Raw genomic sequence first — 21,011 nt, forward strand, 5'->3', positions numbered from 1 at the left:
ACAAGCCTTTAAATTTCTTTAACGAAGCTCATATATTGCTGCATATCGCCAACAACTGCTTGCGCTAATAATTCGCTTGTTTTTACTGCGTACGGCTGTTTAAAGTGAATATCCCACAACGCAGATTCACTGCGCCAATGTTCATAAACAACTAATGTATCGTCGTTATTTTCAATACTATATAAATCAAACACTAAGTTACCAGGCTCCTGGCTGCGCGTTTGCGTTACATGAGTTGCGAAACGCTCAATGACTTTATTTTTAAAACTTGGCTTAATCTTAAAAATAAAAAACACAATACATATATCATCTTCAGGGTTAACAACTTTTGTATTACGCTCATGCAGCGGAGCTGGCACTGTATTTTCTAATAACATGACCTGTGGCGCCGATTGGCTGATTTCAGGCAACGCATTTAATAACGTTTGTGTGTAATCCTGTGCGCCATGGTAATCAACTGCATTTTGATCTTCAAAACGCTCATAAGCAAAAAAGACGCCTGGCTCGTTTTTATCCTGATATAAACGCATCTCTATAAGACCTGTTTCGGCTTTAGCGCCTTGCTTGTCTTCTTCTAGTAGCGCTTTAAATTGTGCGATGTGCTCGTCTTTAATTTCAAACTTAACAATTTGCGTGATCATAATTAGCTCCAGCTTTAAATTACTTATACCAATACGCTTAATCAAGTGATCTATTTTGAGGCTCGAAAATCATGTTGGTAGCTAGGCAAAAAATTCGCTATTTAGTTGTTATAAATAAGAATTTTTAACGCCGGTAGCGACACGTTTAGCCCCGAAAAATGATTAAGTATTACTGCGGATTGGCATTATTAAGGCTAAAGGTACCCTGCACTCTATTACTTAAATCAATCATATTGAGTGAGTAAATGGAGTGAGTAATAACAGCACCTAACCTTTTGATGAGGTAATTATGCGCATGCAAACAAGGGAGAAAAAGAGAGGATATACCCAATTAATATGGACTGTTTTGTCCATAATAAATTTTAAGCAAAAAAAAGCCCTGCATGTGTATGCAGGGCTTTAATATAAATGGTGCCTCGACCCGGAATCGAACCAGGGACACGAGGATTTTCAATCCTCTGCTCTACCAACTGAGCTATCGAGGCACTTAAACAGTGCAATTAAATGTTTAAAACATTTAATTTAAATAAATGGTGCCGACTAACCGAGTCGAACGGTTGACCTACTGATTACAAGTCAGTTGCTCTACCAGCTGAGCTAAGTCGGCACACTAAACTGTGTGCTAAGGCACGTTCAATTTTAAAGATTGAGAACTTAAAATAAATGGTGCCTCGACCCGGAATCGAACCAGGGACACGAGGATTTTCAATCCTCTGCTCTACCAACTGAGCTATCGAGGCACTTTAACAGTGCTAATTAAAAATCATAAATGATTTTTAATGCAATTCCCACTCAGCGCTATCGACTGAGCCATCTGGGCGTGCGGCGTATTAAACGAGTTTTGCCCTTACAAGTCAACTTTTTTTTTACTCTTTATAACTGTTTGAACGGTTTTCACACAACAAAGCGAGTTTTTATAGACTAATGTTTATTTATCCAACAAAAACTCACAAAAAACCTTAATTTAATCAATTAAACCAGACTAAAAACGTAGTGAATTATTTTACGTAAATGATACGATTACTGTGAAAATACGATAAGGGCTTATCGTACAAACAAATACCAATGGGAACAATCAATGCAGAGTAAATTCTCTTCGCCGGTGAAAGGCTTACTGCCGCTTTTTTTAATAATTAATATTGCAGTAACAGCGCTTGCTATTGTTGCCTTTGCGTTTTATTCGCAAAACACACAACCTGCACCAGCAGCCAAACAAAAAGTAAGTATTACGCAGCTAGCACAGCAACTTGATTTACCAATGGTAGATGCACTTACTATGTATGGGCAAGGCAAGGTTCGCCAGCTACTTGAGCTTACTTCAGTATTAGATGATGAGTTTGAATATACGCTCTATCGCTTTAATGCCACCTCAGAAACCCAACTTGTATATAGCAGCACTAAACCCGCTATCGAGTCTAAAAAAGTAAATGAGCATTTAACTGAGCAAGGTGTATTGCACCATATATTGCTTTTGAACGACCAGCCTATTGGTGAGCTAATAATAAAACAGCAGTTACCAGCACCGCCTTTAACGCAGCAAGACTCGCAAGTAATAGCCTATATTATTGCAATTGTAAGCGTGTTTGCCTTATTTGCATTAGCCCTACTATTTAATACCTACATAAATACTCGCTTGCGTAAAAGTAGCCATTTATTAAATGAAGAACTTCAAGCGATTACCGAAAATGGCAATTACGACAGTAAAGTAAGTGAAAAACTAGACTTAGGCTTATCTGGCGTGGCTAAAAACATAAACTTGCTGCTAGATAAAGTTAACTCAGTAATGTCTGAAAAAGAGGCTGCGCAAAAAGAGCTTCAAAAATTACAAACTGGCCTTGAGAGCGAAGTACAACAAAGAACAATTGCATTAGAGCAAGCGACATTAAAAGCACAACGCGCTAGCGAAACTAAAACGACCTTTTTAGCCACTATGAGCCATGAAATTCGCACGCCTATGAACGGCGTTATTGGCACTATAGATTTATTAAGACAAACAGAGCTTGATGGCGCGCAGCATCGTTTAAGTACTATTATCCGTGAGTCAGCGTTTTCACTATTAAGTATTTTGGATGATATTTTAGACTTCTCTAAAATTGAAGCGGGTAAGCTAAATATTGACCCTACGCCTTTTTCAGTTACTGATACGATTGAAGAAGTGGCTCGCGTGCTTTCATCTGTTGCTAAAAAGCGCAAATTAGATTTAGAGCTTTCTATTGCGCCAGATATTCCAACTAATTTAACTGGCGATACAATACGGGTTCGCCAAGTACTGTATAACCTTTGTAGTAATGCAATTAAGTTCACCAGTACTGATGATAAACGCCAAGGGCACGTAAAAATATCAGTAGAAGTGGCCCATAATACGGCAGATCATTTTACGCTGCGTTTTTGCGTAACCGATAATGGCAAGGGCATGACCCAAGCGCAACTGCGAGAAATATTTAACCCGTTTGTGCAAGCCGAAAACTCAATTACCCGTGAATACGGCGGCACTGGTTTAGGACTTTCTATTTGTAAAAGTTTAACCGAGCTTATGCTCGGGACGATTAATGTAACTAGCCATGCAGGCATTGGTAGCGAATTTACCGTTGAGCTTCCATTTGGTACCTCGGGAAAAATTAAGTACGCACATAAAAATGCGCTCAATGGCAAACATGTAGTGGTAGTGAGTAATCATTTAGAGCGCGAAAAAGCAATGTACCGCTATTTATCATTTATGGGCGCTAAAATTACCTACGTGCACAACCAGCAAGAAATAGAAGCTCAACAAGAGCAGCACGACATTATCTGGGTTGTCGATGGCATAGATGATATGGAAAAAGTTAACTCTTTACTGCGTCGTCTTATTTACTCACTTGAAGATAATAATCAACAAGTAGTGGTATTAAGTAAGCTTGATGAAGCCGCTATAAACCATAAAAATGTATTTTATATTAATGCCTCACCGCTGTGTAAATCTAACTTTATGATGTCGATATTGGTAGCTGCAGGCTTGCATCAACCTAAACAAATTAAAAAAACAAAAACACTCAACAATTATTTAAATGTTGAACAAGCACGCGATGCAAATAAACTCATTTTATTAGTAGAAGATAACCTACTAAACCAGCAAGTTTTAACCGACCAACTGCATATACTTGGCTATGGCGTTGAAGTGGCAAATAACGGTGAAGAAGGTTTAGATATGTGGCGTCAAAACAATTACTCGCTCATATTAACCGACTTACATATGCCAAAAATGTCAGGTTACGATATGGTTGAAAAAATTCGTGATGAAGCCGAGTTGTTAGACTCTATAGACGCTCAGCCCTATATTATTGCGGTTACTGCCAATGCGCTCAAAGGTGAAAAAGAGCGTTGCCTGGCGGTAGGTATTAATGACTTTATTACTAAGCCTATAGAGCTTAATGCCTTAGAAGATACCTTAAAGCGTTGGTATGATAAGCATAATAAAGACCAAACTGTTGTTATTCATCAAAAACCTGCCATGCCTATTAATATGGACGCGGTATCGACTTATGTAAACGGCGACGAAGCCAAACAATTACGCTTTTTCAAAATGTTTTTAGAGCAAAGCCAAAGCCTAATTAAAAGTATTAATTCCGGCGTTATGGTTAATGACAGAGACGAGATAAGCAGTGCTTGTCATCAGCTCAAGGCTATCTCTAAAACTATTGGTGCAGAGGCCGTTGCGCAATGTGCAGAAGAGTTTGAAGAGAAGTGTCGAAATACTGAGCTTGATACTGATGAGCTAATAGCGCAAAGAGATACCCTTGAAATTGAATACTCTAAAGCTGCGCAGTTTTTAAAAGAACAAGTGCGCTCAGCGAATACTGATGAAGAAACGCTATAAAATATAGCTATAAAAAAAGGGCTATATAGCCCTTTTTTTTATGCCTAAAAATTACTTTTCAGGAGGTCGATAACCTTCAATTTCTACGTCTTTGTCTTCAAACAAAAAGCCAACCATTTGCTCTTCTAAAAACGTACGGTGCTCTGGGTCCATCATATTTAAATGCTTTTCGTTAATTAGCATAGTTTGCTTATGCTGCCACTGGCCCCATGCTTCTTTAGAAATATTATTAAAAATTTTCTCGCCTAGTTCACCAGGGTATAACTGAAATCCAAGCCCTTCGGCTTCTTTTTGTAACTTTTGACAAAATACTGTACGTGCCATAATTGACTCTCTTAAGCGCTAAATGCTAATAGTTTAACCTATTGGGCTCATTTGTTTAACCAACTTTTTAGTCGGTGCGGCTAAACCCACCTCTATAGATTGATCGAGTGGGTACCACACAAGTTGTTTATCGTTTACTACATCCGGTACGTTATTAATATTAAGCACATGTGGATTTATTGTCAGCTCAAAATGCGAAAACACATGAGTAAAAGGCGTTAGCTCTTCCAGCTCGGTTTTTAAGCCTTGCTGATTTAAAAATAACACCATTTCGCTGTATTCGTTAAACTCAAAAAAGCCAAACAGACCGCCCCAAATACCGCTACTTAGGCGTTTTTCCATTAAAACTTTCTCGTTATGTTGAATTATTAACTGATGACAACTCTTTTTAGGAACCACTTTTTTAGGTTTAGAATGAGGAAACTCTTTAACCTTACCGGCATTAAACGCACCGCAATCGCTATTAAGTGGGCACGCTTGGCAATCAAAGCGACTGCGAGAGCAAAGGCTGGCGCCCAAGTCCATCATGGCTTGGTTAAACTCAGTCACATTGTTTTTAGGGGTTAACTGGGTAGACAAATGCCAAAGTTGGTTTTCTACTTTTTTTACCCCATACCACCCTTCAACCATAAAATAACGGGCAAGCACTCGCTTAACATTACCATCTAAAATAGGGTGGTGCTGGCCAAGCGACAGCGATAATACCGCACCTGCGGTAGAGCGCCCTATTCCGGGTAAATCCATGACTTCTTCAAGTGTAGTTGGAAATTTACCTTGGTATTTATCTCGCACTATTTTGGCCGTTTTATGTAAGTTACGTGCCCGTGCGTAGTAACCTAAGCCAGTCCAATGATGCAGCACTAAATCTTCATCTGCATTTGCTAAAGCAATGATATCTGGGAAGCTTGCCATAAACTTTTCAAAGTATGGAATAACCGTAACAACTTGCGTTTGCTGTAACATTACTTCTGACACCCACACTTTATAAGGTGTTTTACCTAGTTGCCAAGGCAATGTTTTACGCCCATGAAGGTGATACCACTGAACCACTTGGTTAGCAAATTTGTCTGACTGCTGTTTATTTAAATCCAACATATACTACTTTTACTCATGCTCAATAGCGGCTCAGTCTATTGCAGTTAATAAAAAGATCAAGCTATGAAGGCGCTATAACACGCTAATACTTGTGATTAGCTGCGTGGTCAGGGATAATACGCAACCATTTTTAAACACATTGTTTTTGTCAGGCCAATAATATGAGTGAATCAAGTAACAACAACCTTGAGCAAGCTAAGCAAGAAGGTAAGTATATCCGCACAATTCGCAGTTTTGTAAAACGCGAAGGCCGCTTAACTAAAGGCCAAGCTGCCGCAATTGAAAAATGCTGGCCAACTATGGGGCTTGAGCATAAAAACGGCCTACTCGACTTAGCTCAAGTATTTGGCAATAACAATGATGTAGTATTAGAAATTGGTTTTGGTATGGGCAAGTCATTAGTTGAAATGGCAAAAAATGCTCCGCACCTAAACTTTATTGGTATTGAAGTACATCGCCCAGGCGTTGGCGCATGTTTAATGGATGCAGATGAAGCCGGTGTTACTAATTTACGTGTATTTGAACACGATGCGGTAGAAGTGCTCGCTGACTGCCTTGCAGATGAAAGCTTAACAACGCTGCAATTATTCTTCCCTGATCCATGGCATAAAAAGCGTCATCATAAACGCCGTATAGTGCAAACAGAATTTGCTGAAAAACTGCGTACAAAATTAAAAATTGGCGGTGTTTTTCATATGGCTACTGACTGGGAAAACTACGCCGAGCACATGCTAGAAGTTATGCAAGCAGCGCCAGGCTATAAAAATCAGTCATCTACCAACGACTACGTACCTCGCCCTGATTCGCGCCCACTAACTAAGTTTGAACAGCGCGGCCACCGTTTAGGTCACGGCGTATGGGACTTAATGTTTGAGCGCACAAAATAATTACACTAATTTACTAATCAATAATTTGTAAGGCAAAGCCATTTATGAGCGTATTAACCAACCCAAGTTTACTGTTGCTTCGTAATAGCGAAGAACTAGTGGGAAAATCTATCTTGGTGGTCAACTTTGTTCAAGATGGCTTTTTAGCAGAGCTAAAGCAGCTAAATCCTCAAAGTGCCATCACCGCATTTAGTTATAACCATGCTAATGGGGAATTTGCTAAAAAAATAAATGGCATAAACGTGTGTGTTAACCATGAAATGGCCGCCAACGATTACGATTTAGTCATTCTTTACTACCCAAAATCAAAGCCTGAAGTATTAATGGCACTTGATAATATTCGCGCCGTTATTAACGAAAAAGCACAGCTACTTGTGGTAGGCGAAAATAAAAGTGGCGTTAAATCGATAGAAAAACAGCTCGCGGGCAAAGCGCAGTACAGTAATAAAATTGACTCTGCTAAACATTGTATTTTGCTCTCATTTGAGCAACTAGAGAACAACCCAACCTTTGAGATTAGCCGCTACCATAAAACGTTTAGAGTAAATGTAGCAGGAGTAGAGTTTGATGCTATCAGTGTTCCGGGTGTATTTAACCACGGCGCTTTAGATGCTGGCACAAAAATGTTGCTAGAAAATGCCCCTACCACTAAACAAGGTAATGTACTGGATTTTGGCTGTGGCGCGGGCTTAATAGCCACTTTTTTAGGTATTAAAAACCCAGCACTGACTTTTACTTGCAGCGATGTGAGCGCACTTGCAACTTATGCTACTGAGCAAACATTAAAGCTTAATAATATTAAAGGCGGCACTATTTTAAGTGATGGCTTAAAAAGTATTAGCGGCAAGTTTGATTTAATAGTTAGTAACCCGCCTTTTCATACTGGCATAGCGACCGACTACACAATTGCAGAAGCATTTTTATCAAATGCTAAGCAGCACTTAACCAAGGTAGGAAAGCTAAGCATAGTGGCTAATAGCTTTTTAAAATACCCGCCAATTTTAGAGGCGCAGTTTGGTAGCTTCCACACTGTTTACAAAAATAACAAATTTGCCGTTTACAGTAGCTAACTAATTATACTTAGTTAGGCTAAGTGTAATTAATACTTAGCCTAACTTTCGAATAAATATCAGAATTAATTTCACTATTTCCCTTCACTTTCTATGGTTTTTGCTAAACTAAAGTTCTAAATATAAATATTCATGCTTAGGCGATGCAGCAATAATGCCAAAAAAAGTACATCAAAAAAGTATTCGAAAAGCGCTGATCAACACCATCATGCTTATCACTGCTATTTGTTTAACTTTATCGGTTTCAATTTCCACTTATATGAGTGTAAAAGAACAAAAGGAACTGATCATAAACAAGCTCGTGATCCTTTCCGATATTGTTGCTTTTGATGCCGCAGATTCATTGGTAAAAGACGACAGAAAAACAGAAGAAAAACGCCTAAAGTCGTTTGATAAAATCCCCCTTGTTAAAAACATTCATATTTACGCAATAGAGAAAACATCGAGTAAACCTGTATTTTTTATTAGCTTTAATGCTAAAAAAACCCCACCTGTTCCGCTGCGCGTAGACAGCATTAAAGAGCTTAACGAGCCAAGAGTGACCAACAACTACATTGAGCTAATAACACCTGTGCTTAATAACGAGCAGGTGGTGGGTTACGTTTACATGCGTGGTAGTTTAGAAAGCCTAGATGAATTTATAAAACAAAAAATTATTATAGATATTTTCCTCACCCTGTTTATTTTGTTTTTTGTGTACTTTATAGCGATAAAAACACAAAAAAGTATCGCTAACCCTATTGAACACTTAAGTGTATTGCTACAAGACGTATCAAAAAATCATAACTATGACGTACGCGCACCCAGCACCAGCGTAAAAGAGGTTACAGCCTTATCAAACAGTTTAAATATCATGCTTACTCGCACCCGTAAGCAAATAGAACGTCATGAAAAAGACAAACTAGAGATTAAACAACTCAACCAAAGCTTAGAAGAAAAGGTAAGCCAAAGAACAATAGCCCTGCGTGAAGCAAACCAAGAACTGCTTTCTACTCTTGAGCGAATGCACCAATACCAAGAACAAATAGTAGAAAACGAAAAAATGGCCTCATTAGGGCAAATGGTAGCCGGCGTAGCCCATGAGGTTAACACCCCAATTGGCCTAGGTATTACTGGCTCAACCTTGCTGCGCGATAAACTTGCCGATATTCAGCTTAGTTTTGATAATAAGTCTCTTACTTCTAACCAATTAAAACGCTTTATTGACGAAGGTATCGAAAACCTTGATTTAATTTATAGAAACCTAAATCGTGCGGCCGACCTTATCTCTAACTTTAAAAAGGTAGCTGTAATTCAAGATGATGGGATTAAAACCCATGTAAACATCCATAGGTTAATATCTGATGTGTTAATGTCGATTCAATCAGAGTTAATAAAGTCAAAGCCTAACGTTGTGATCAATTGTCCGAGTGATTTAACCATTGAGAGTAAATCTGAGCCACTACAACAAATATTCCAACAGCTTATTTTAAACTCTGCCATTCATGGTTTTAGCAATAGCGAAAATAACGAAATTAAGTTTGATATAGAAATAACGGGCCCACAAATAAAAATAATCTACACAGATAACGGCCAAGGCGTTGATAAAAATGTCAAAAATAGGATATTTGACCCATTTGTAACCTCTAAGCGGGGCCAAGGGGCAAGTGGTTTAGGCATGCACTTAGTGTACAACTTGGTAACCCAAGCGCTGGGTGGGCATATACTTTATGACCTAGATGCAAAACCCGGCGTACGCTTTGTTATTACAATTCCATAAAAAGTGTTTAAAAAAAGAGTATTTATTTACGCTTTTTACTTGAATTACCATTTAATGACCTTATAGAGAGAGCATGTGATATTTCATGTTTAATTATTTAACTTGATCTAATAATTAAGCGATACAATTTCTGAACTTTATTGCTTTTGCAGTATCACATACATTGATGAAAGGTTATAAAATGATATAATTCCGTTTTGAATTTGCGCGATTATTTTTAGTACCTTTAAGCGATTGGTGGATGTATCAATTATTAAAGGAAATGGCTTCGTTTTCATAATTCAAAAAGCTGCATCCGTTATATATCATTAAACAGTAGTTTTTGCACAATGCCTTTTGGTTAGTTTGGAACACCCCTACTGTTTTATTTTTATCCAACTTGTTTTTTCTTGTTAACATTTGGGTATAATCCTATAATCTCTAGTAATCGAATTATTTAGTTAAGATTCGATTTTTTGTAAATAAAATATTCCAAAAAGGTTAATTAATAATGCAAACGCCAGTCATTCTAATCGTAGAGGATGAAGACGTAACTCGACTAAACCTCGTGAGTTTATTTGAAGCTGAAGGTTACAAAGTTATTGAAGCCATTGATGGCGATGATATGCATGACAAGCTTACAAATAATGATGACGTCAATCTTGTAGTTATGGACATCAACCTACCGGGTAAAAACGGGCTAATTTTAGCACGTGAATTACGCCAAAAACGTAAAGTCGGTTTAATCTTTTTAACCGGCCGTGATAACGATGTAGACCGTATTTTAGGTTTAGAAATTGGTGCTGATGATTACATCACTAAACCTTTTAACCCTCGTGAATTGACTATACGCGCTCGCAACTTAATTACCCGTACAGCGCTAGGCGGCGAAGAGTCAGTGCTAGAAACCAACGGTGTAATTACATTTAATGGTTGGGAACTTGACGAAAACAGCCGTTGTTTAACGTCACCAAATGGTGATGCTAAGCGTTTACCTAAAGGTGAATACAGAGCGTTGCGTTTAATGCTTGATTCTCCAGGGCGTATTTTTAGCCGTGAGCAACTTATTAAGCATATGACTGGCCGTGAGCTTCGCGCTAATGACCGTACAGTAGATGTAACGATTCGTCGTATTCGTAAGCACTTCGAAAGTGATAATTCTACTTCTGAGCTAATCAGCACCATCCATGGTGAAGGTTACCGCTTTATTGGTAAAATCGACGCTTAATTAGAGTAAACCGCTTACTCTAATAATTGTAAAAACGAATGAAGGGCAATTTGTCCTTCATTTATTTTATCTGCCAATGTATCTAACCATTCTCTTAGTACTTCATCTGATTCATCAAGCGCACCGTGTTCCATCTTTTTAGCATGTAACTGTACGTCGTTTAATCCTACAGAGCCCGCAGCACCTTTAAGCTTATGCGCCACCGATTTGTACTCTTCCCTGTCGTTTTCATTTAACGCGCTTTGCAGCTCTTGCTGATATTGCGGGTTTAGTTTTTCAAACAAACCACTGCTGCGCTTAAATACTTCAAGCCCCATAGAGTTTACAAAGTCTTCAATGGTTTCAACATCAAGCACACCTGCATTAATGCCCTCAAGCGCTTCTTTACTTACCGTTAGTAGCGGTTTGTCTGATTCACTTTGTTGAATATCAAACAAATCAGCCAGTATTTTATCAAGCTTTATTGTATTAATGGGTTTAGCAAGCGCCCCTTGCACCGAAATGCCTTCTAAGTCTTCTTCGGCGCTACGTACATTCGCTGTAAGCGCAACGATAGGTAATTTATCAAAATGGCTATCGGCACGTATTTGTCTTGCCACCTCATCACCATTTATATCGGGCAGTTGCATATCAAGTAGTACTAAATCTAGCTCGTCTTCGGTTTCTACAAACGAGAGTGCATCTTCACCCGTTTCGGCCCAAATTACTTCATGGCCGCGCTGCTCTAACAGGTTTGTCGCAATTTCAGCATTTAATGGCACATCCTCTACAAGTAAAATATATAAACCTCTACCGGCATAGCTTTGTTCGGTAGGCGCTACACATAAGCTAAGCGGTATGTGTACTGTAAAGCAGCTGCCTTCACCTTCTGTACTGGTTACCGAAATAGTACCTTTCATTGCACTGACCAACGCTTTGGTTACGGCTAAACCAATGCCTGAGCCAATCGCGTTTTTACCGCTTAAATCTGGGGCTTTGTAGTACATATCAAATATGCGCGAGAGTTGATCCTCTGGGATCCCCTGCCCTGTGTCTGATATTTTAAGTTCAAGCCACGGCCCGTCGTTACGCTCGTCTCGGCTACATGTGAGTTTTACCTCGCCATGCTGGGTAAACTTAACGGCATTATTAATTAAGTTCCATACCACTTGGCGTAAACGCGTTGGGTCTAGGAGTGCATAAACATCTAATGTGCCATTTCGCTCAATTGAAAATTCAAGCTCTTTTTGTTCAGCAATTAAACCGGCAAAGTTTACTACATCGTTAATAAAGTCTGAAACGTTAATAGAGTCGGTTGCTATATCTAACTGCTCTCGGTCTATTTTATCTAAATCTATAATATCGTTAAAAATATTACCTAAGGTTTCAGCGCTCGAAAAAACCGTATTACACCAACTGCGTTGCTGCTTATTAAGCTCTGTATCAAGTAGCATTCGGGTTAAACCTACAATGCCATTTAATGGCGTGCGCAGCTCATGACTAAGCGTTGCTATAAACTTACCTTTATCCTTATAAGCTGTTTCAAGCGCTTGTGCTGCTTCTTTACGGCTGGTTATATCACGGCCAAATGCAAGCAAACCTATGTAGTCACCTTGATCATTTATAAACGGTAATTTACGCAGCTCAAACCAACGGTTTTCACCATTAACCATATATTCAACATCAATTGTCAGCGCTTGATGCGTTTGCTCGACTTGTTTATCGGTTCTGAGTACTTCTGCTAAAAAGTAGCTTGGGAAAATCTGCTCCACTGTTTTACCAATTAGTTCAGCGCTGGTTTTGCCCATAACCTCTTCAAACATTTTATTACAGCCGGCAAACACGCCGTTGTTATCTCGGTAATAAAATAAATCGGGGGAAGAGTCGACAATAGAGCGAAGGAGCATGCCTTGCTGAGCAAGTTCTTGTTGTGTTTTTTTACGCTCTGCTATTTCGCGGCGAAGCTCTTCAATGGCGCGATGCTTGGCATGAAAAGCCATTTTTCGCTCATCTATTTCAATGTTGAGGCGGTTGATATTATCTTTTAATGTTTGATTTAACAGCTTTTCTTGTTTTGTGGCGCTGTCTAAATAAGCGTATGAGGCATCTAATTGTCTAATCGAGTTGAGTAAAATACTGATCATAAAGGGAGATACAACCGCGGTAAAAAATACCACAGCTAAAATATCAACTAAATTAACCTCACCCAGTGCCACATAATAAAACATACTCGACAATATAAGCGACACGCATAATAAAAGCGCGTAGCACATTGCCGCGGTTTTTAACTCGCCAAAGCGAGTTATTAAACTAGAAAGTACTCGAGCCCAAGGGCTCAAAGAAGAATCGGTCATAGGTCAGTGTATCTCGTTACTAGGCATAAATAAAAAGTGCCTATTAATAGTCAAACGCATTTTGCAGCAGATTTTAGCATTTTTCTATTAGCTATATTCATGTTGTGCGACAAAAACAGAAAATTTTCATGTTTACTTTTGCCTACTTGTTAAACTCATCATTTCAGCAATAAATTATTTAGTGTAAAATGCTGCGCTTTATTATGACCAATAACGAGTAGCGCACATGCAAACCAACATGCCCGATATAGCTGATACGGCTCCCGCCTTACAAACAGGTAAGTTAGACTGGGTTGGTATGGGCGAAATAGAACTGCCATTTATTTTTGAATCGAAAGATTTAGCACCCGTTACCGTTAACGCAAAAGCGCGTGCCTTTGTTAATTTGCATAAAGAAGACGCTAAAGGCATTCATATGTCGCGTTTATTTTTAGCGCTTGATTTACTCTCTACAGAGCAACAAGTTAACCCACAAACTTTAGCTCAAGCACTCGATACCTTTATCACCAGCCACGAAGGATTAAGTGACAAAGCCCAAATAGAGTTTAAATTTGAGTTACCGCTGCGTCGTAAATCGTTATTAAGCGGTAAAGCAGGTTGGAAAAGCTACCCAATTACCCTAACCAGCACTATTGAAAATAGCGTAATTAGCTACGAGCTAAGCGTTGATGTTACTTATTCATCAACCTGTCCATGCTCTGCAGCACTTGCTCGCCAACTTATTCAAAATGCTTTTAGCGAAAAGTTTAACCAAGAAACACTTAATCAAAAAGACGTTTTAGCATGGCTAGGTACAACGCAGGGTATTGTGGCAACACCTCACTCACAGCGTTCAATTGCAAACGTTAAAGTAAAGCTAGACAACACGATTAGTGAATTTGACGTAGTAAATTTAATTGATACATTAGAAGCTGAGCTAAAAACCCCCGTACAAGCGGCAGTAAAACGTGAAGATGAGCAAGAATTTGCCCGCCTTAACGGTCAAAATTTAATGTTTTGTGAAGACGCTGCACGTAAAATTAAAGCGGTTCTTGAAAACGATAACTTTAGTGATTACTGGCTGCAAATTAATCATTATGAATCGCTCCATGCGCATGATGCAGTCGCGATTGCCGTTAAAGGAATTGAGGGCGGTTACAAAGCCTAACAGCCCTACTGCATCAATAATAAATACATACGGTAATTAGCCATAACAACCAATTTTTAGGCACGTAAATTGCTTTACTTGAGCAGTGTCAATTTGTTGTTATGGAGTTACCGTATGGAATTCGCTTTATTATCAATTTTAGTATTAGTGGTTGGGGCCTCTGTGGTTGCGTCAAAATTTAGTGATGATGGCGGCAATCCCTATCCTTTTACCCGCAAACAAACCGTGTTTACACAGGTTGAGGGTGCATTTTTAAATCTTTTAGAGCGTGCGGTAGGTGATCAATATAAAATTGTGAGTCGCGTCAAACTCATCGATGTAATCGACTGCAAACAAGGCCTCTCAGCTAAATCAAAACGTGCAGCTTTAGCTAAAGCTAAAAATAAGCAACTCGATTTTGTGCTGGTAGATAAAGAAAAAATGACGATAGTGGCTGCGGTCGATTTAGTTAACAACGCCAATAAAGATGGCCACAAAGCGCAGCGCGACTGGTTTGTAAACGGCGCTTTAGAATCCGCTGGCATTCCACATATTCGTATGAAAGTAAAATCAGGCTACCGCCCTTCTGAGGTGCGCGATGCTATTATGTTTAAATTAGGCAAACCTGCAGCGGTGCAATCGGCTCGTCCAACACGTAATCGTGTAAGTAAACCTGCGGTATTGTCACCTTCTCAGGCTAAAGCGCAAACCACTGCGTTAGCCGAAATTTAAAATAGAATTAAATACTCTCCTAAAAGTATTTAAAGCGAGCCGTAAAACAGCTCGCTTTTTTGTTTTTTATTGCTAACTTCACGTATAATCTACGTATTCAAACTCAGGAATCAAACACTATGAATGTTGGTATTATTGGCGCAATGGAGCCAGAAGTTAAAATTTTACGTGAAGCAATGCAAAACCCACAAGTGCTAACAAAAGCAGGGTTTACCTTTTACACAGGCGAATTAGCAGGTAATACAGTAACACTTGTGCAATCGGGTATTGGTAAAGTGGCATCAACGATTGCAACCACGTTATTAATTGATAACTTTAATCCTGATTGTGTTATTAACACAGGTTCTGCCGGTGGCTTTGATCCCTCTCTAAGTGTTGGCGATGTTGTTATCTCTTCAGAAGTACGCCATCACGATGTAGATGTAACCGCTTTTGGCTACGAAATCGGCCAAGTTCCACAAATGCCAGCAGGCTTTGCCGCACACCCAAAACTAGTTGAAGCTGCCGAGCAAACCATTGCGCAAATTAGCGAAGTAAAAACCTTAGTAGGCTTAATTTGTACGGGTGATTCATTTATGTGTGATCCAGTGCGAATTGATAAAGCACGCAGCGACTTTCCTACAATGCTTGCAGTAGAAATGGAAGGCGCATCTATTGCACAAACGTGTTTTGCGCTTAATACGCCATTTGTGGTTATTCGCTCTATGTCTGACATTGCCGGTAAAGAGTCGCCGCAATCGTTTGAAGAATACTTAGAGACTGCATCAATCAATTCATCAAAAATGGTTGTTGCACTATTGGAAAAACTAACAAAAGTTACGCTGTAAATGCTAAGCAATATTGTTCAAAACCATTTGAACTTTATTGCCTTTTTTGTGGCGCTCATTGCTGAGCGCTTTTTCCCGTTAAAAAGCTGGTATCACCCTAATACAGTATTAACCGCTGTATTTAGTGCTATAGGAAAACGGGTTTATAAACCAAGTGAGCCTAAAAGTTACCTTTATTTAGCATCCACTCTTGCCTGTGCGCTAGTTTTAAGCGTTATTCTTATTATTATTGTGTTACTGCTTGAATTTGCCTTTTATCCTGAGCTGCTCGCGGGCCTCATTTTATATTTGTGCCTAGAAAGCAAAGCGATTGAAAAAAAAGCCCTGCGTGTTGCAAAGTTAGTAAAACAAAACCAAAAATCTACCGCGCGTGAACTCGTAAAGCCACTGCTTGCCCGAGAGGTCAATAAGCTCTCAGCGCCAGGTATGATCAAAGCCTTAATTGAAAGCTTAATTTTACGAACTGCCCGTAATTACTTTACCGTTATATTTATATTTTTATTACTTGGGCCAATTGCCGCTTTAGCGTATCGGCTACTGACTTTAATGCAGCATGCTTGGCGCGCCGATATATCACCTAATAGCCACTTTTTAAAACCGCTTAAAATACTTTTGTTTATAATCGAATTTATCCCCGTACGCTTACTTGCATTAACAATTGCCGCAAGCAAAGCCAGTAAACAAAGTATGCATTACATAAAGCACTATGGCAGACACTTTTATCAAACAAATACAGGGTGGATTTTAAGTGTGTGCTCCGCCTCTATTGGCGTACAGCTAGGCGGCCCTGCGGTTTATTTTGGTAAGCGTTTTAATAAAATGCGTATTGGAACCGAGCGACTCCCAAAAGCCGAAGACGTCCCTGTGATTATAAATAGATTAAATCAAGCGCGTGCATTTTGGCTGTTAGTTATTATCAGTATTGAGATATTAAAGCTGATTTAGTGGTTTTTTAGCAGCCAAAATACGCGCACAAAAAAACCAGCCTAAGCTGGTTTTTTAGTTTTAACTGCGCTTACGCTACAGTAATGTTGGCAAACTTACGCTTACCTACTTGGTAAATAGCGGTCGTGCCTTTTGCTACTTCAAGTTTTGTATCAGTGATTTTATCTTCACCGTTAAGTTTTACTGCACCTTGCTTAATCATGCGCATTGCTTCAGAAGTACTGGCTACTAAATTAGCTTCTTTAAGTAGGTTAGCAATTAAAATACCTTCTTCTGCAATCGTAATTGTCAGCTCAGGGATTTCATCAGGTAGCGCTTTTTTCTGAAAACGTTTGATAAAGTCATCGTGTGCGGCTTGCGCAGCTTCTTCACTGTGAAAACGTGCAATTAACTCTTTCGCCAGCTCAATCTTAATATCACGCGGGTTAGTGCCCTGCTCTACGCGTTGTTTTTGCGCTGCAATTTCTTCGATTGATAAGCTGCTTAGTAAGTCGTAATAGCGCCACATAAGTACGTCGCTAATCGACATTACTTTACCAAACATATCGTTTGGCGCATCAGTAATACCAATGTAATTACCAAGCGACTTAGACATTTTTTGAACGCCGTCAGTACCTTCAAGTAATGGCATCATTAATACTGTTTGAGGCTTTTGGCCTTCTACTTTTTGAAGCTCGCGCCCCATTAAAAGGTTAAAGCGCTGATCAGTACCACCAAGCTCTACGTCTGACTCAAGTGCAACCGAATCCCAGCCTTGTACGAGTGGGTATAAAAATTCGTGAATTGCAATAGGTTGTCCGTTGCCATAACGCTTTTTAAAGTCGTCACGCTCTAGCATACGCGCTACAGTTTGATTAGCTGCAAGTTTGATCATACCTGCTGCGCCCAGGTTTTCCATCCACGAAGAATTAAACGCAACGGTGGTTTTAGCTGGGTCTAAAATCTTAAAAACTTGCTCTTTATAAGTCTCAGCATTGGCAAGTACATCTTCACGGGTCAGTGGTTTACGTGTTACATTTTTGCCTGTTGGATCGCCAATCATGCCGGTAAAGTCACCAATTAAGAAAATAACCTCATGACCTAAATCTTGAAAGGTTTTCATTTTATTAATTAGTACAGTGTGACCTAAATGTAAGTCTGGCGCGGTAGGATCGAAACCGGCTTTAATTTTTAACTTTTTGCCCGACTTTAGTTTTTCAACTAATTCGTCTTCAATTAATATCTCTTCTGCACCGCGTTTTATCTCTGCTAGAGCGGTTTGTAAATCCACTGTGTATTACTCCAAAATTCTGCCAACGAAGGGGCAACTAGATGACTTGCTACATAAGGGTTCAAAACAGATTTAAACCAAAAGCACTTATGTTGCTAACATAACAAATTTCTACCTAATTAAAACAATTTTTTATGCGAATAATGCAACTAAACTCAATAAGCTTAGTCTCACTGTGTTAGGCAATTAGAAATGGTGTTTAAACGCCGATTTTAGCGCACTTTAGAATCAGTTTAAATCGATAAACTTAAACAACTATAAATTGTCATTTTACTAACATTTGCGGGGCTTTTAGCTTTATTTACTAGTATTCGTACCTTATTACGTATATCCTGCATTAATATATATTTTATTTTCACGACAGCAGAAAAGGCACGTTATGGTTCACGTGGTTAACACGCTTCCCAAAAAACACAAATTGCTTATTCTAGGTTTGGTTTCTGCTATTGTTGGCTTAGCCTTTCTTCCTTCAGAAAAAGCGACTGCATCCAAAGACAATAGTGCAAATGCACTAGAAATTGGTAAGCGTTACGAGTTACAAGTTAAAGTTGAAGACAACGAAAAATTAACTGAATTAAATTCGCCAGAAGCAGCAGAAAAGCTGCCAGAATACGACTTAGTCGATCATCAAGTTAAAAACGGCGATAATTTAGCAATTATCTTCAAGCGTGCTGGCTTTTCAGCGCAAACGCTTCACAAGCTAATTAACACCAATGCTGAAACACGCAAACTAACTAAAATTCACCCAGGTGAAATACTTAGTTTTGCAACAGCAGAAAACGGTGATTTAGCTCAGCTTCGTTATGTTATTTCAAAAACAGATACTTTGTTTGTTACCTTAAATGACGAAGGTAATTACGACACATCAATAGATAGCAAAGAAATAGAAACACTGAGCAAAACAGCCGGTGGCGAAATTTCTAGCAGCTTTTGGACCTCAGCAATTGCTGCAGGCTTAAGCGAGCGCCAAATAATGAACTTTGCTGATATATTTGGTTGGGATGTGGATTTTGCCAACGATATTCGTAAGGGCGATCAGTTTGGGCTAATTTACGAGTCGCATTATGTTGATGGCGAGTTTATTGGCACTGGTAAAATTATTGCTGCAGAATTTATAAACCAAGGCCAGCGTTATGCGGCTATTCGCCATACCGACGGCAGCTTTTATACGCCTGAAGGGCGCAGCATGAAAAAAGCATTTTTACGTGCGCCGGTAAACTTTAAGTATATTAGCTCGAGCTTTAACCCACGTCGCTTACATCCGGTAACAGGGCAAGTAAGAGCGCACCGTGGCATTGATTACGCAGCACGTACAGGCACTCCAGTTGTAGCCTCGGGTAACGGTAAAGTAATTAAAGCAGGTTACAGTAAGTACAATGGTAACTACGTATTTATAAGCCATGGTACACAGTACGTAACTAAGTACTTACACCTTAACAAAAAGCTTGTTAAAACAGGCCAAAAGGTTAAACAAGGTGACAAAATTGGTACAGTGGGTTCTACCGGCCGTGTAACAGGCGCGCACCTACACTACGAATTTTTAGTAAATGGTGTACACCGTAATCCTAAAACCGTTAAGTTACCTAAGTCTGAGCCATTACCACGCTCTGAACTTGCTAAGTTTAAACCTATTGCCGAAAACTTTATTGCACAGCTTGAACGCAATCGCGAACTACAGCTAGCACTTAAGTAACGTATAAGTTATAGATACTAAAAAAGCCTTTGCAGGGTTAACCTGCAAAGGCTTTTTTGTGTTTTTTATTAATTTATTAGTTTATTAGTTCATTAATACATAAATTAGCTGTACGACTAAAGAAACCATAACCAGCGGCCAAATATATTTGCTGTATTTGGTTGCGCCACCTAACCCCATTTTTCCTTGGTACTTTTCAAGCAAAGGTATCAGCACTGCAAGAGCGACAAACAAGCAAATTAAAATAACAAATATATTCATTCCTAAACCTTAATTATGGTAATTCATGGCCTTTGGCGCTTACATACAATGCATACCAATGTTCGCGACTTAACGTAACATTTAGCGCACCGCATGACGCTGCAATACGCTCAACGTTCGTTGTGCCAATAATTGGCTGTATTAATGCAGGGTGGCGTAATAACCAAGCTAAAACAATTGCCTCAGGCGTTGTATCGTAAAGTGCAGCAAGCTTATTTACGAGTATGCTGGTATTTATATCGGCTTGCGATGCATTTGTTAAATCGCCCCCTGTGTATAGCCCTTGGCATAAACTTCCCCAGCTTTGTATTTGAATATCAAAGTGGCGGCAATACTCTACACTGCCCGGTGTAAAGTTAAGATCTTTTCCATCTGCATTACCTGCATAAACACCTTCATCAACAAATTGGTGTTTTTGTAAACTTGCTTCAATTTGGTTAGCAACAATAGGCATATCTAAGGCATGTTGTAAAAAGTTCATTTGGTGCTGCTGCATGTTTGATACGGCAAAATTACGTACTTTGCCGCTTTCTTGTAGGCAGCTAAATACTTGTGCAATTTCTTCTACTTCCATTAGCGGATCAGGGCGATGAAGCATAAGCACATCAAGATAATCGGTGTTTAAACGTTTAAGTGAACCTTCAACTGACTCTTCAATCCACTTGGCCGAAAAGTCGTAACGCTTGGGGCCTTTATCATCTTCAAAGCGTATACCGCATTTAGATTGAATATACATGTGCTCGCGCAGCTCTGGTCGCTCAGCTAGTGCTTGGCCAAATACCTGCTCGGCTTTGCCAAAGGTATAAATATCGGCGTGATCAAAAAAGTTAATGCCGCCAGCTATGGCTGCATCAATACACTCGTGAGTTTGCTTTAAGTGAGCCTTAGTAATGGCGTCTTTATTCCAACCGCCGCCTAGGCCCATACAGCCAAAAACGAGTCTACTAACATGAGGTAAATATTTTGCCAAAGGGGTGTGAAGCATGAT

Annotated in this window: 17 protein-coding genes and 3 tRNA genes; 10 read left to right on the forward strand and 10 right to left on the reverse strand. The window is 39.3% G+C overall.

Annotated features, from left to right (window positions below; all coding sequences use genetic code 11):
- Positions 1–8: 8 nt before the first annotated feature.
- From AN390_RS12210 to AN390_RS12225, 4 genes are all read right to left on the reverse strand, one after another.
- Positions 9–641 carry a putative quinol monooxygenase gene (locus AN390_RS12210; protein ID WP_055254966.1) on the reverse strand — a complete coding sequence of 211 codons (633 nt, stop codon included), beginning with the start codon at positions 639–641 and terminating at the stop codon, positions 9–11.
- A gap of 409 nt (positions 642–1,050) precedes the next feature.
- Positions 1,051–1,126: transfer RNA gene (locus AN390_RS12215), tRNA-Phe, on the reverse strand.
- Positions 1,127–1,172: 46 nt separating this feature from the next.
- Positions 1,173–1,248 (reverse strand) — tRNA-Thr (locus AN390_RS12220).
- A gap of 57 nt (positions 1,249–1,305) precedes the next feature.
- Positions 1,306–1,381, reverse strand: a tRNA-Phe gene (locus tag AN390_RS12225).
- Between the two features lie 338 nt (positions 1,382–1,719).
- On the opposite strand from AN390_RS12225, the gene AN390_RS12230 reads away from it, so the two are divergent.
- Positions 1,720–4,494, forward strand: coding sequence for a hybrid sensor histidine kinase/response regulator (locus tag AN390_RS12230; protein WP_055254801.1), 2,775 nt, complete (start codon positions 1,720–1,722; stop codon positions 4,492–4,494).
- 51 nt (positions 4,495–4,545) lie between these two features.
- On the opposite strand, the gene AN390_RS12235 is transcribed toward AN390_RS12230, so the two are convergent.
- Both AN390_RS12235 and mutY read right to left on the reverse strand, forming a co-directional pair.
- On the reverse strand, positions 4,546–4,818 hold the full coding sequence (locus tag AN390_RS12235) for an oxidative damage protection protein (protein WP_004587535.1): 273 nt from the start codon (positions 4,816–4,818) through the stop codon (positions 4,546–4,548).
- Between the two features lie 33 nt (positions 4,819–4,851).
- Positions 4,852–5,913, reverse strand: coding sequence for an A/G-specific adenine glycosylase (mutY, locus tag AN390_RS12240; RefSeq protein WP_055254803.1), 1,062 nt, complete (start codon positions 5,911–5,913; stop codon positions 4,852–4,854).
- A 161-nt stretch (positions 5,914–6,074) separates the two neighbouring features.
- Between mutY and trmB the strand changes: the two genes are divergently transcribed.
- The 4 genes from trmB to arcA all read left to right on the forward strand — a co-directional run bounded on the left by trmB (position 6,075) and on the right by arcA (position 10,836).
- Positions 6,075–6,800 carry a tRNA (guanosine(46)-N7)-methyltransferase TrmB gene (trmB, locus tag AN390_RS12245; protein ID WP_024031613.1) on the forward strand — a complete coding sequence of 242 codons (726 nt, stop codon included), beginning with the start codon at positions 6,075–6,077 and terminating at the stop codon, positions 6,798–6,800.
- A 44-nt stretch (positions 6,801–6,844) separates the two neighbouring features.
- The gene (locus tag AN390_RS12250) at positions 6,845–7,870 is read left to right on the forward strand and encodes a methyltransferase (protein WP_055254805.1); all 1,026 of its coding nucleotides are present in this window, start codon (positions 6,845–6,847) and stop codon (positions 7,868–7,870) included.
- 154 nt (positions 7,871–8,024) lie between these two features.
- Positions 8,025–9,629, forward strand: a complete 1,605-nt coding sequence (locus AN390_RS12255; RefSeq protein WP_054983844.1) for a HAMP domain-containing sensor histidine kinase — start codon at positions 8,025–8,027, stop codon at positions 9,627–9,629.
- A gap of 490 nt (positions 9,630–10,119) precedes the next feature.
- Positions 10,120–10,836 (forward strand): two-component system response regulator ArcA, encoded by a 717-nt coding sequence (gene arcA / locus AN390_RS12260; RefSeq protein WP_004587530.1) that lies wholly within the window; start codon positions 10,120–10,122, stop codon positions 10,834–10,836.
- A 14-nt stretch (positions 10,837–10,850) separates the two neighbouring features.
- Here arcA and arcB read toward each other — a convergent pair whose 3' ends face one another.
- Positions 10,851–13,169, reverse strand: coding sequence for an aerobic respiration two-component sensor histidine kinase ArcB (arcB, locus tag AN390_RS12265; RefSeq protein WP_055254807.1), 2,319 nt, complete (start codon positions 13,167–13,169; stop codon positions 10,851–10,853).
- 226 nt (positions 13,170–13,395) lie between these two features.
- Here arcB and folE2 point away from each other — a divergent pair, with 226 nt between their 5' ends.
- The 4 genes from folE2 (at position 13,396) to AN390_RS12285 (ending at position 16,799) form a co-directional block, all read left to right on the forward strand.
- Positions 13,396–14,316: a GTP cyclohydrolase FolE2 gene (gene folE2, locus AN390_RS12270; protein WP_055254809.1), complete on the forward strand. Its 921-nt coding sequence runs from the start codon at positions 13,396–13,398 to the stop codon at positions 14,314–14,316.
- A 114-nt stretch (positions 14,317–14,430) separates the two neighbouring features.
- Positions 14,431–15,027 carry a DUF2726 domain-containing protein gene (locus tag AN390_RS12275; protein ID WP_024031608.1) on the forward strand — a complete coding sequence of 199 codons (597 nt, stop codon included), beginning with the start codon at positions 14,431–14,433 and terminating at the stop codon, positions 15,025–15,027.
- 119 nt (positions 15,028–15,146) lie between these two features.
- Positions 15,147–15,854: a 5'-methylthioadenosine/S-adenosylhomocysteine nucleosidase gene (gene mtnN / locus AN390_RS12280; protein WP_004587526.1), complete on the forward strand. Its 708-nt coding sequence runs from the start codon at positions 15,147–15,149 to the stop codon at positions 15,852–15,854.
- Positions 15,855–16,799, forward strand: a complete 945-nt coding sequence (locus tag AN390_RS12285) for a regulatory signaling modulator protein AmpE (protein WP_055254810.1) — start codon at positions 15,855–15,857, stop codon at positions 16,797–16,799.
- A 70-nt stretch (positions 16,800–16,869) separates the two neighbouring features.
- On the opposite strand, the gene tyrS is transcribed toward AN390_RS12285, so the two are convergent.
- Positions 16,870–18,069, reverse strand: a complete 1,200-nt coding sequence (gene tyrS, locus AN390_RS12290; protein ID WP_055254812.1) for a tyrosine--tRNA ligase — start codon at positions 18,067–18,069, stop codon at positions 16,870–16,872.
- A gap of 379 nt (positions 18,070–18,448) precedes the next feature.
- Between tyrS and AN390_RS12295 the strand changes: the two genes are divergently transcribed.
- Positions 18,449–19,762 carry a peptidoglycan DD-metalloendopeptidase family protein gene (locus AN390_RS12295; RefSeq protein WP_004587523.1) on the forward strand — a complete coding sequence of 438 codons (1,314 nt, stop codon included), beginning with the start codon at positions 18,449–18,451 and terminating at the stop codon, positions 19,760–19,762.
- An 84-nt stretch (positions 19,763–19,846) separates the two neighbouring features.
- On the opposite strand, the gene AN390_RS19795 is transcribed toward AN390_RS12295, so the two are convergent.
- A complete protein-coding gene (locus tag AN390_RS19795; RefSeq protein WP_164488080.1) occupies positions 19,847–20,023 on the reverse strand; it encodes a hypothetical protein in 177 nt (58 codons plus the stop codon).
- Between the two features lie 13 nt (positions 20,024–20,036).
- Positions 20,037–21,008 carry an aldo/keto reductase family oxidoreductase gene (locus tag AN390_RS12300; protein WP_004587521.1) on the reverse strand — a complete coding sequence of 324 codons (972 nt, stop codon included), beginning with the start codon at positions 21,006–21,008 and terminating at the stop codon, positions 20,037–20,039.
- Positions 21,009–21,011 lie beyond the last annotated feature (3 nt).

It is taken from the genome of Pseudoalteromonas sp. P1-11, assembly GCF_001399995.1.
In the GTDB taxonomy this organism is placed as follows: Bacteria; Pseudomonadota; Gammaproteobacteria; order Enterobacterales; family Alteromonadaceae; genus Pseudoalteromonas; species Pseudoalteromonas atlantica.

Coding starts and splice junctions, on each gene's coding strand:
- AN390_RS12210 (WP_055254966.1), bottom strand. CDS start 641: ATGATCACGCAAATTGTTAAGTTTGAAATTAAAGACGAGCACATCGCA.
- AN390_RS12230 (WP_055254801.1), top strand. CDS start 1,720: ATGCAGAGTAAATTCTCTTCGCCGGTGAAAGGCTTACTGCCGCTTTTT.
- AN390_RS12235 (WP_004587535.1), bottom strand. CDS start 4,818: ATGGCACGTACAGTATTTTGTCAAAAGTTACAAAAAGAAGCCGAAGGG.
- mutY (WP_055254803.1), bottom strand. CDS start 5,913: ATGTTGGATTTAAATAAACAGCAGTCAGACAAATTTGCTAACCAAGTG.
- trmB (WP_024031613.1), top strand. CDS start 6,075: ATGAGTGAATCAAGTAACAACAACCTTGAGCAAGCTAAGCAAGAAGGT.
- AN390_RS12250 (WP_055254805.1), top strand. CDS start 6,845: ATGAGCGTATTAACCAACCCAAGTTTACTGTTGCTTCGTAATAGCGAA.
- AN390_RS12255 (WP_054983844.1), top strand. CDS start 8,025: ATGCCAAAAAAAGTACATCAAAAAAGTATTCGAAAAGCGCTGATCAAC.
- arcA (WP_004587530.1), top strand. CDS start 10,120: ATGCAAACGCCAGTCATTCTAATCGTAGAGGATGAAGACGTAACTCGA.
- arcB (WP_055254807.1), bottom strand. CDS start 13,169: ATGACCGATTCTTCTTTGAGCCCTTGGGCTCGAGTACTTTCTAGTTTA.
- folE2 (WP_055254809.1), top strand. CDS start 13,396: ATGCAAACCAACATGCCCGATATAGCTGATACGGCTCCCGCCTTACAA.
- AN390_RS12275 (WP_024031608.1), top strand. CDS start 14,431: ATGGAATTCGCTTTATTATCAATTTTAGTATTAGTGGTTGGGGCCTCT.
- mtnN (WP_004587526.1), top strand. CDS start 15,147: ATGAATGTTGGTATTATTGGCGCAATGGAGCCAGAAGTTAAAATTTTA.
- AN390_RS12285 (WP_055254810.1), top strand. CDS start 15,855: ATGCTAAGCAATATTGTTCAAAACCATTTGAACTTTATTGCCTTTTTT.
- AN390_RS12295 (WP_004587523.1), top strand. CDS start 18,449: ATGGTTCACGTGGTTAACACGCTTCCCAAAAAACACAAATTGCTTATT.
- AN390_RS19795 (WP_164488080.1), bottom strand. CDS start 20,023: ATGAATATATTTGTTATTTTAATTTGCTTGTTTGTCGCTCTTGCAGTG.
- AN390_RS12300 (WP_004587521.1), bottom strand. CDS start 21,008: ATGCTTCACACCCCTTTGGCAAAATATTTACCTCATGTTAGTAGACTC.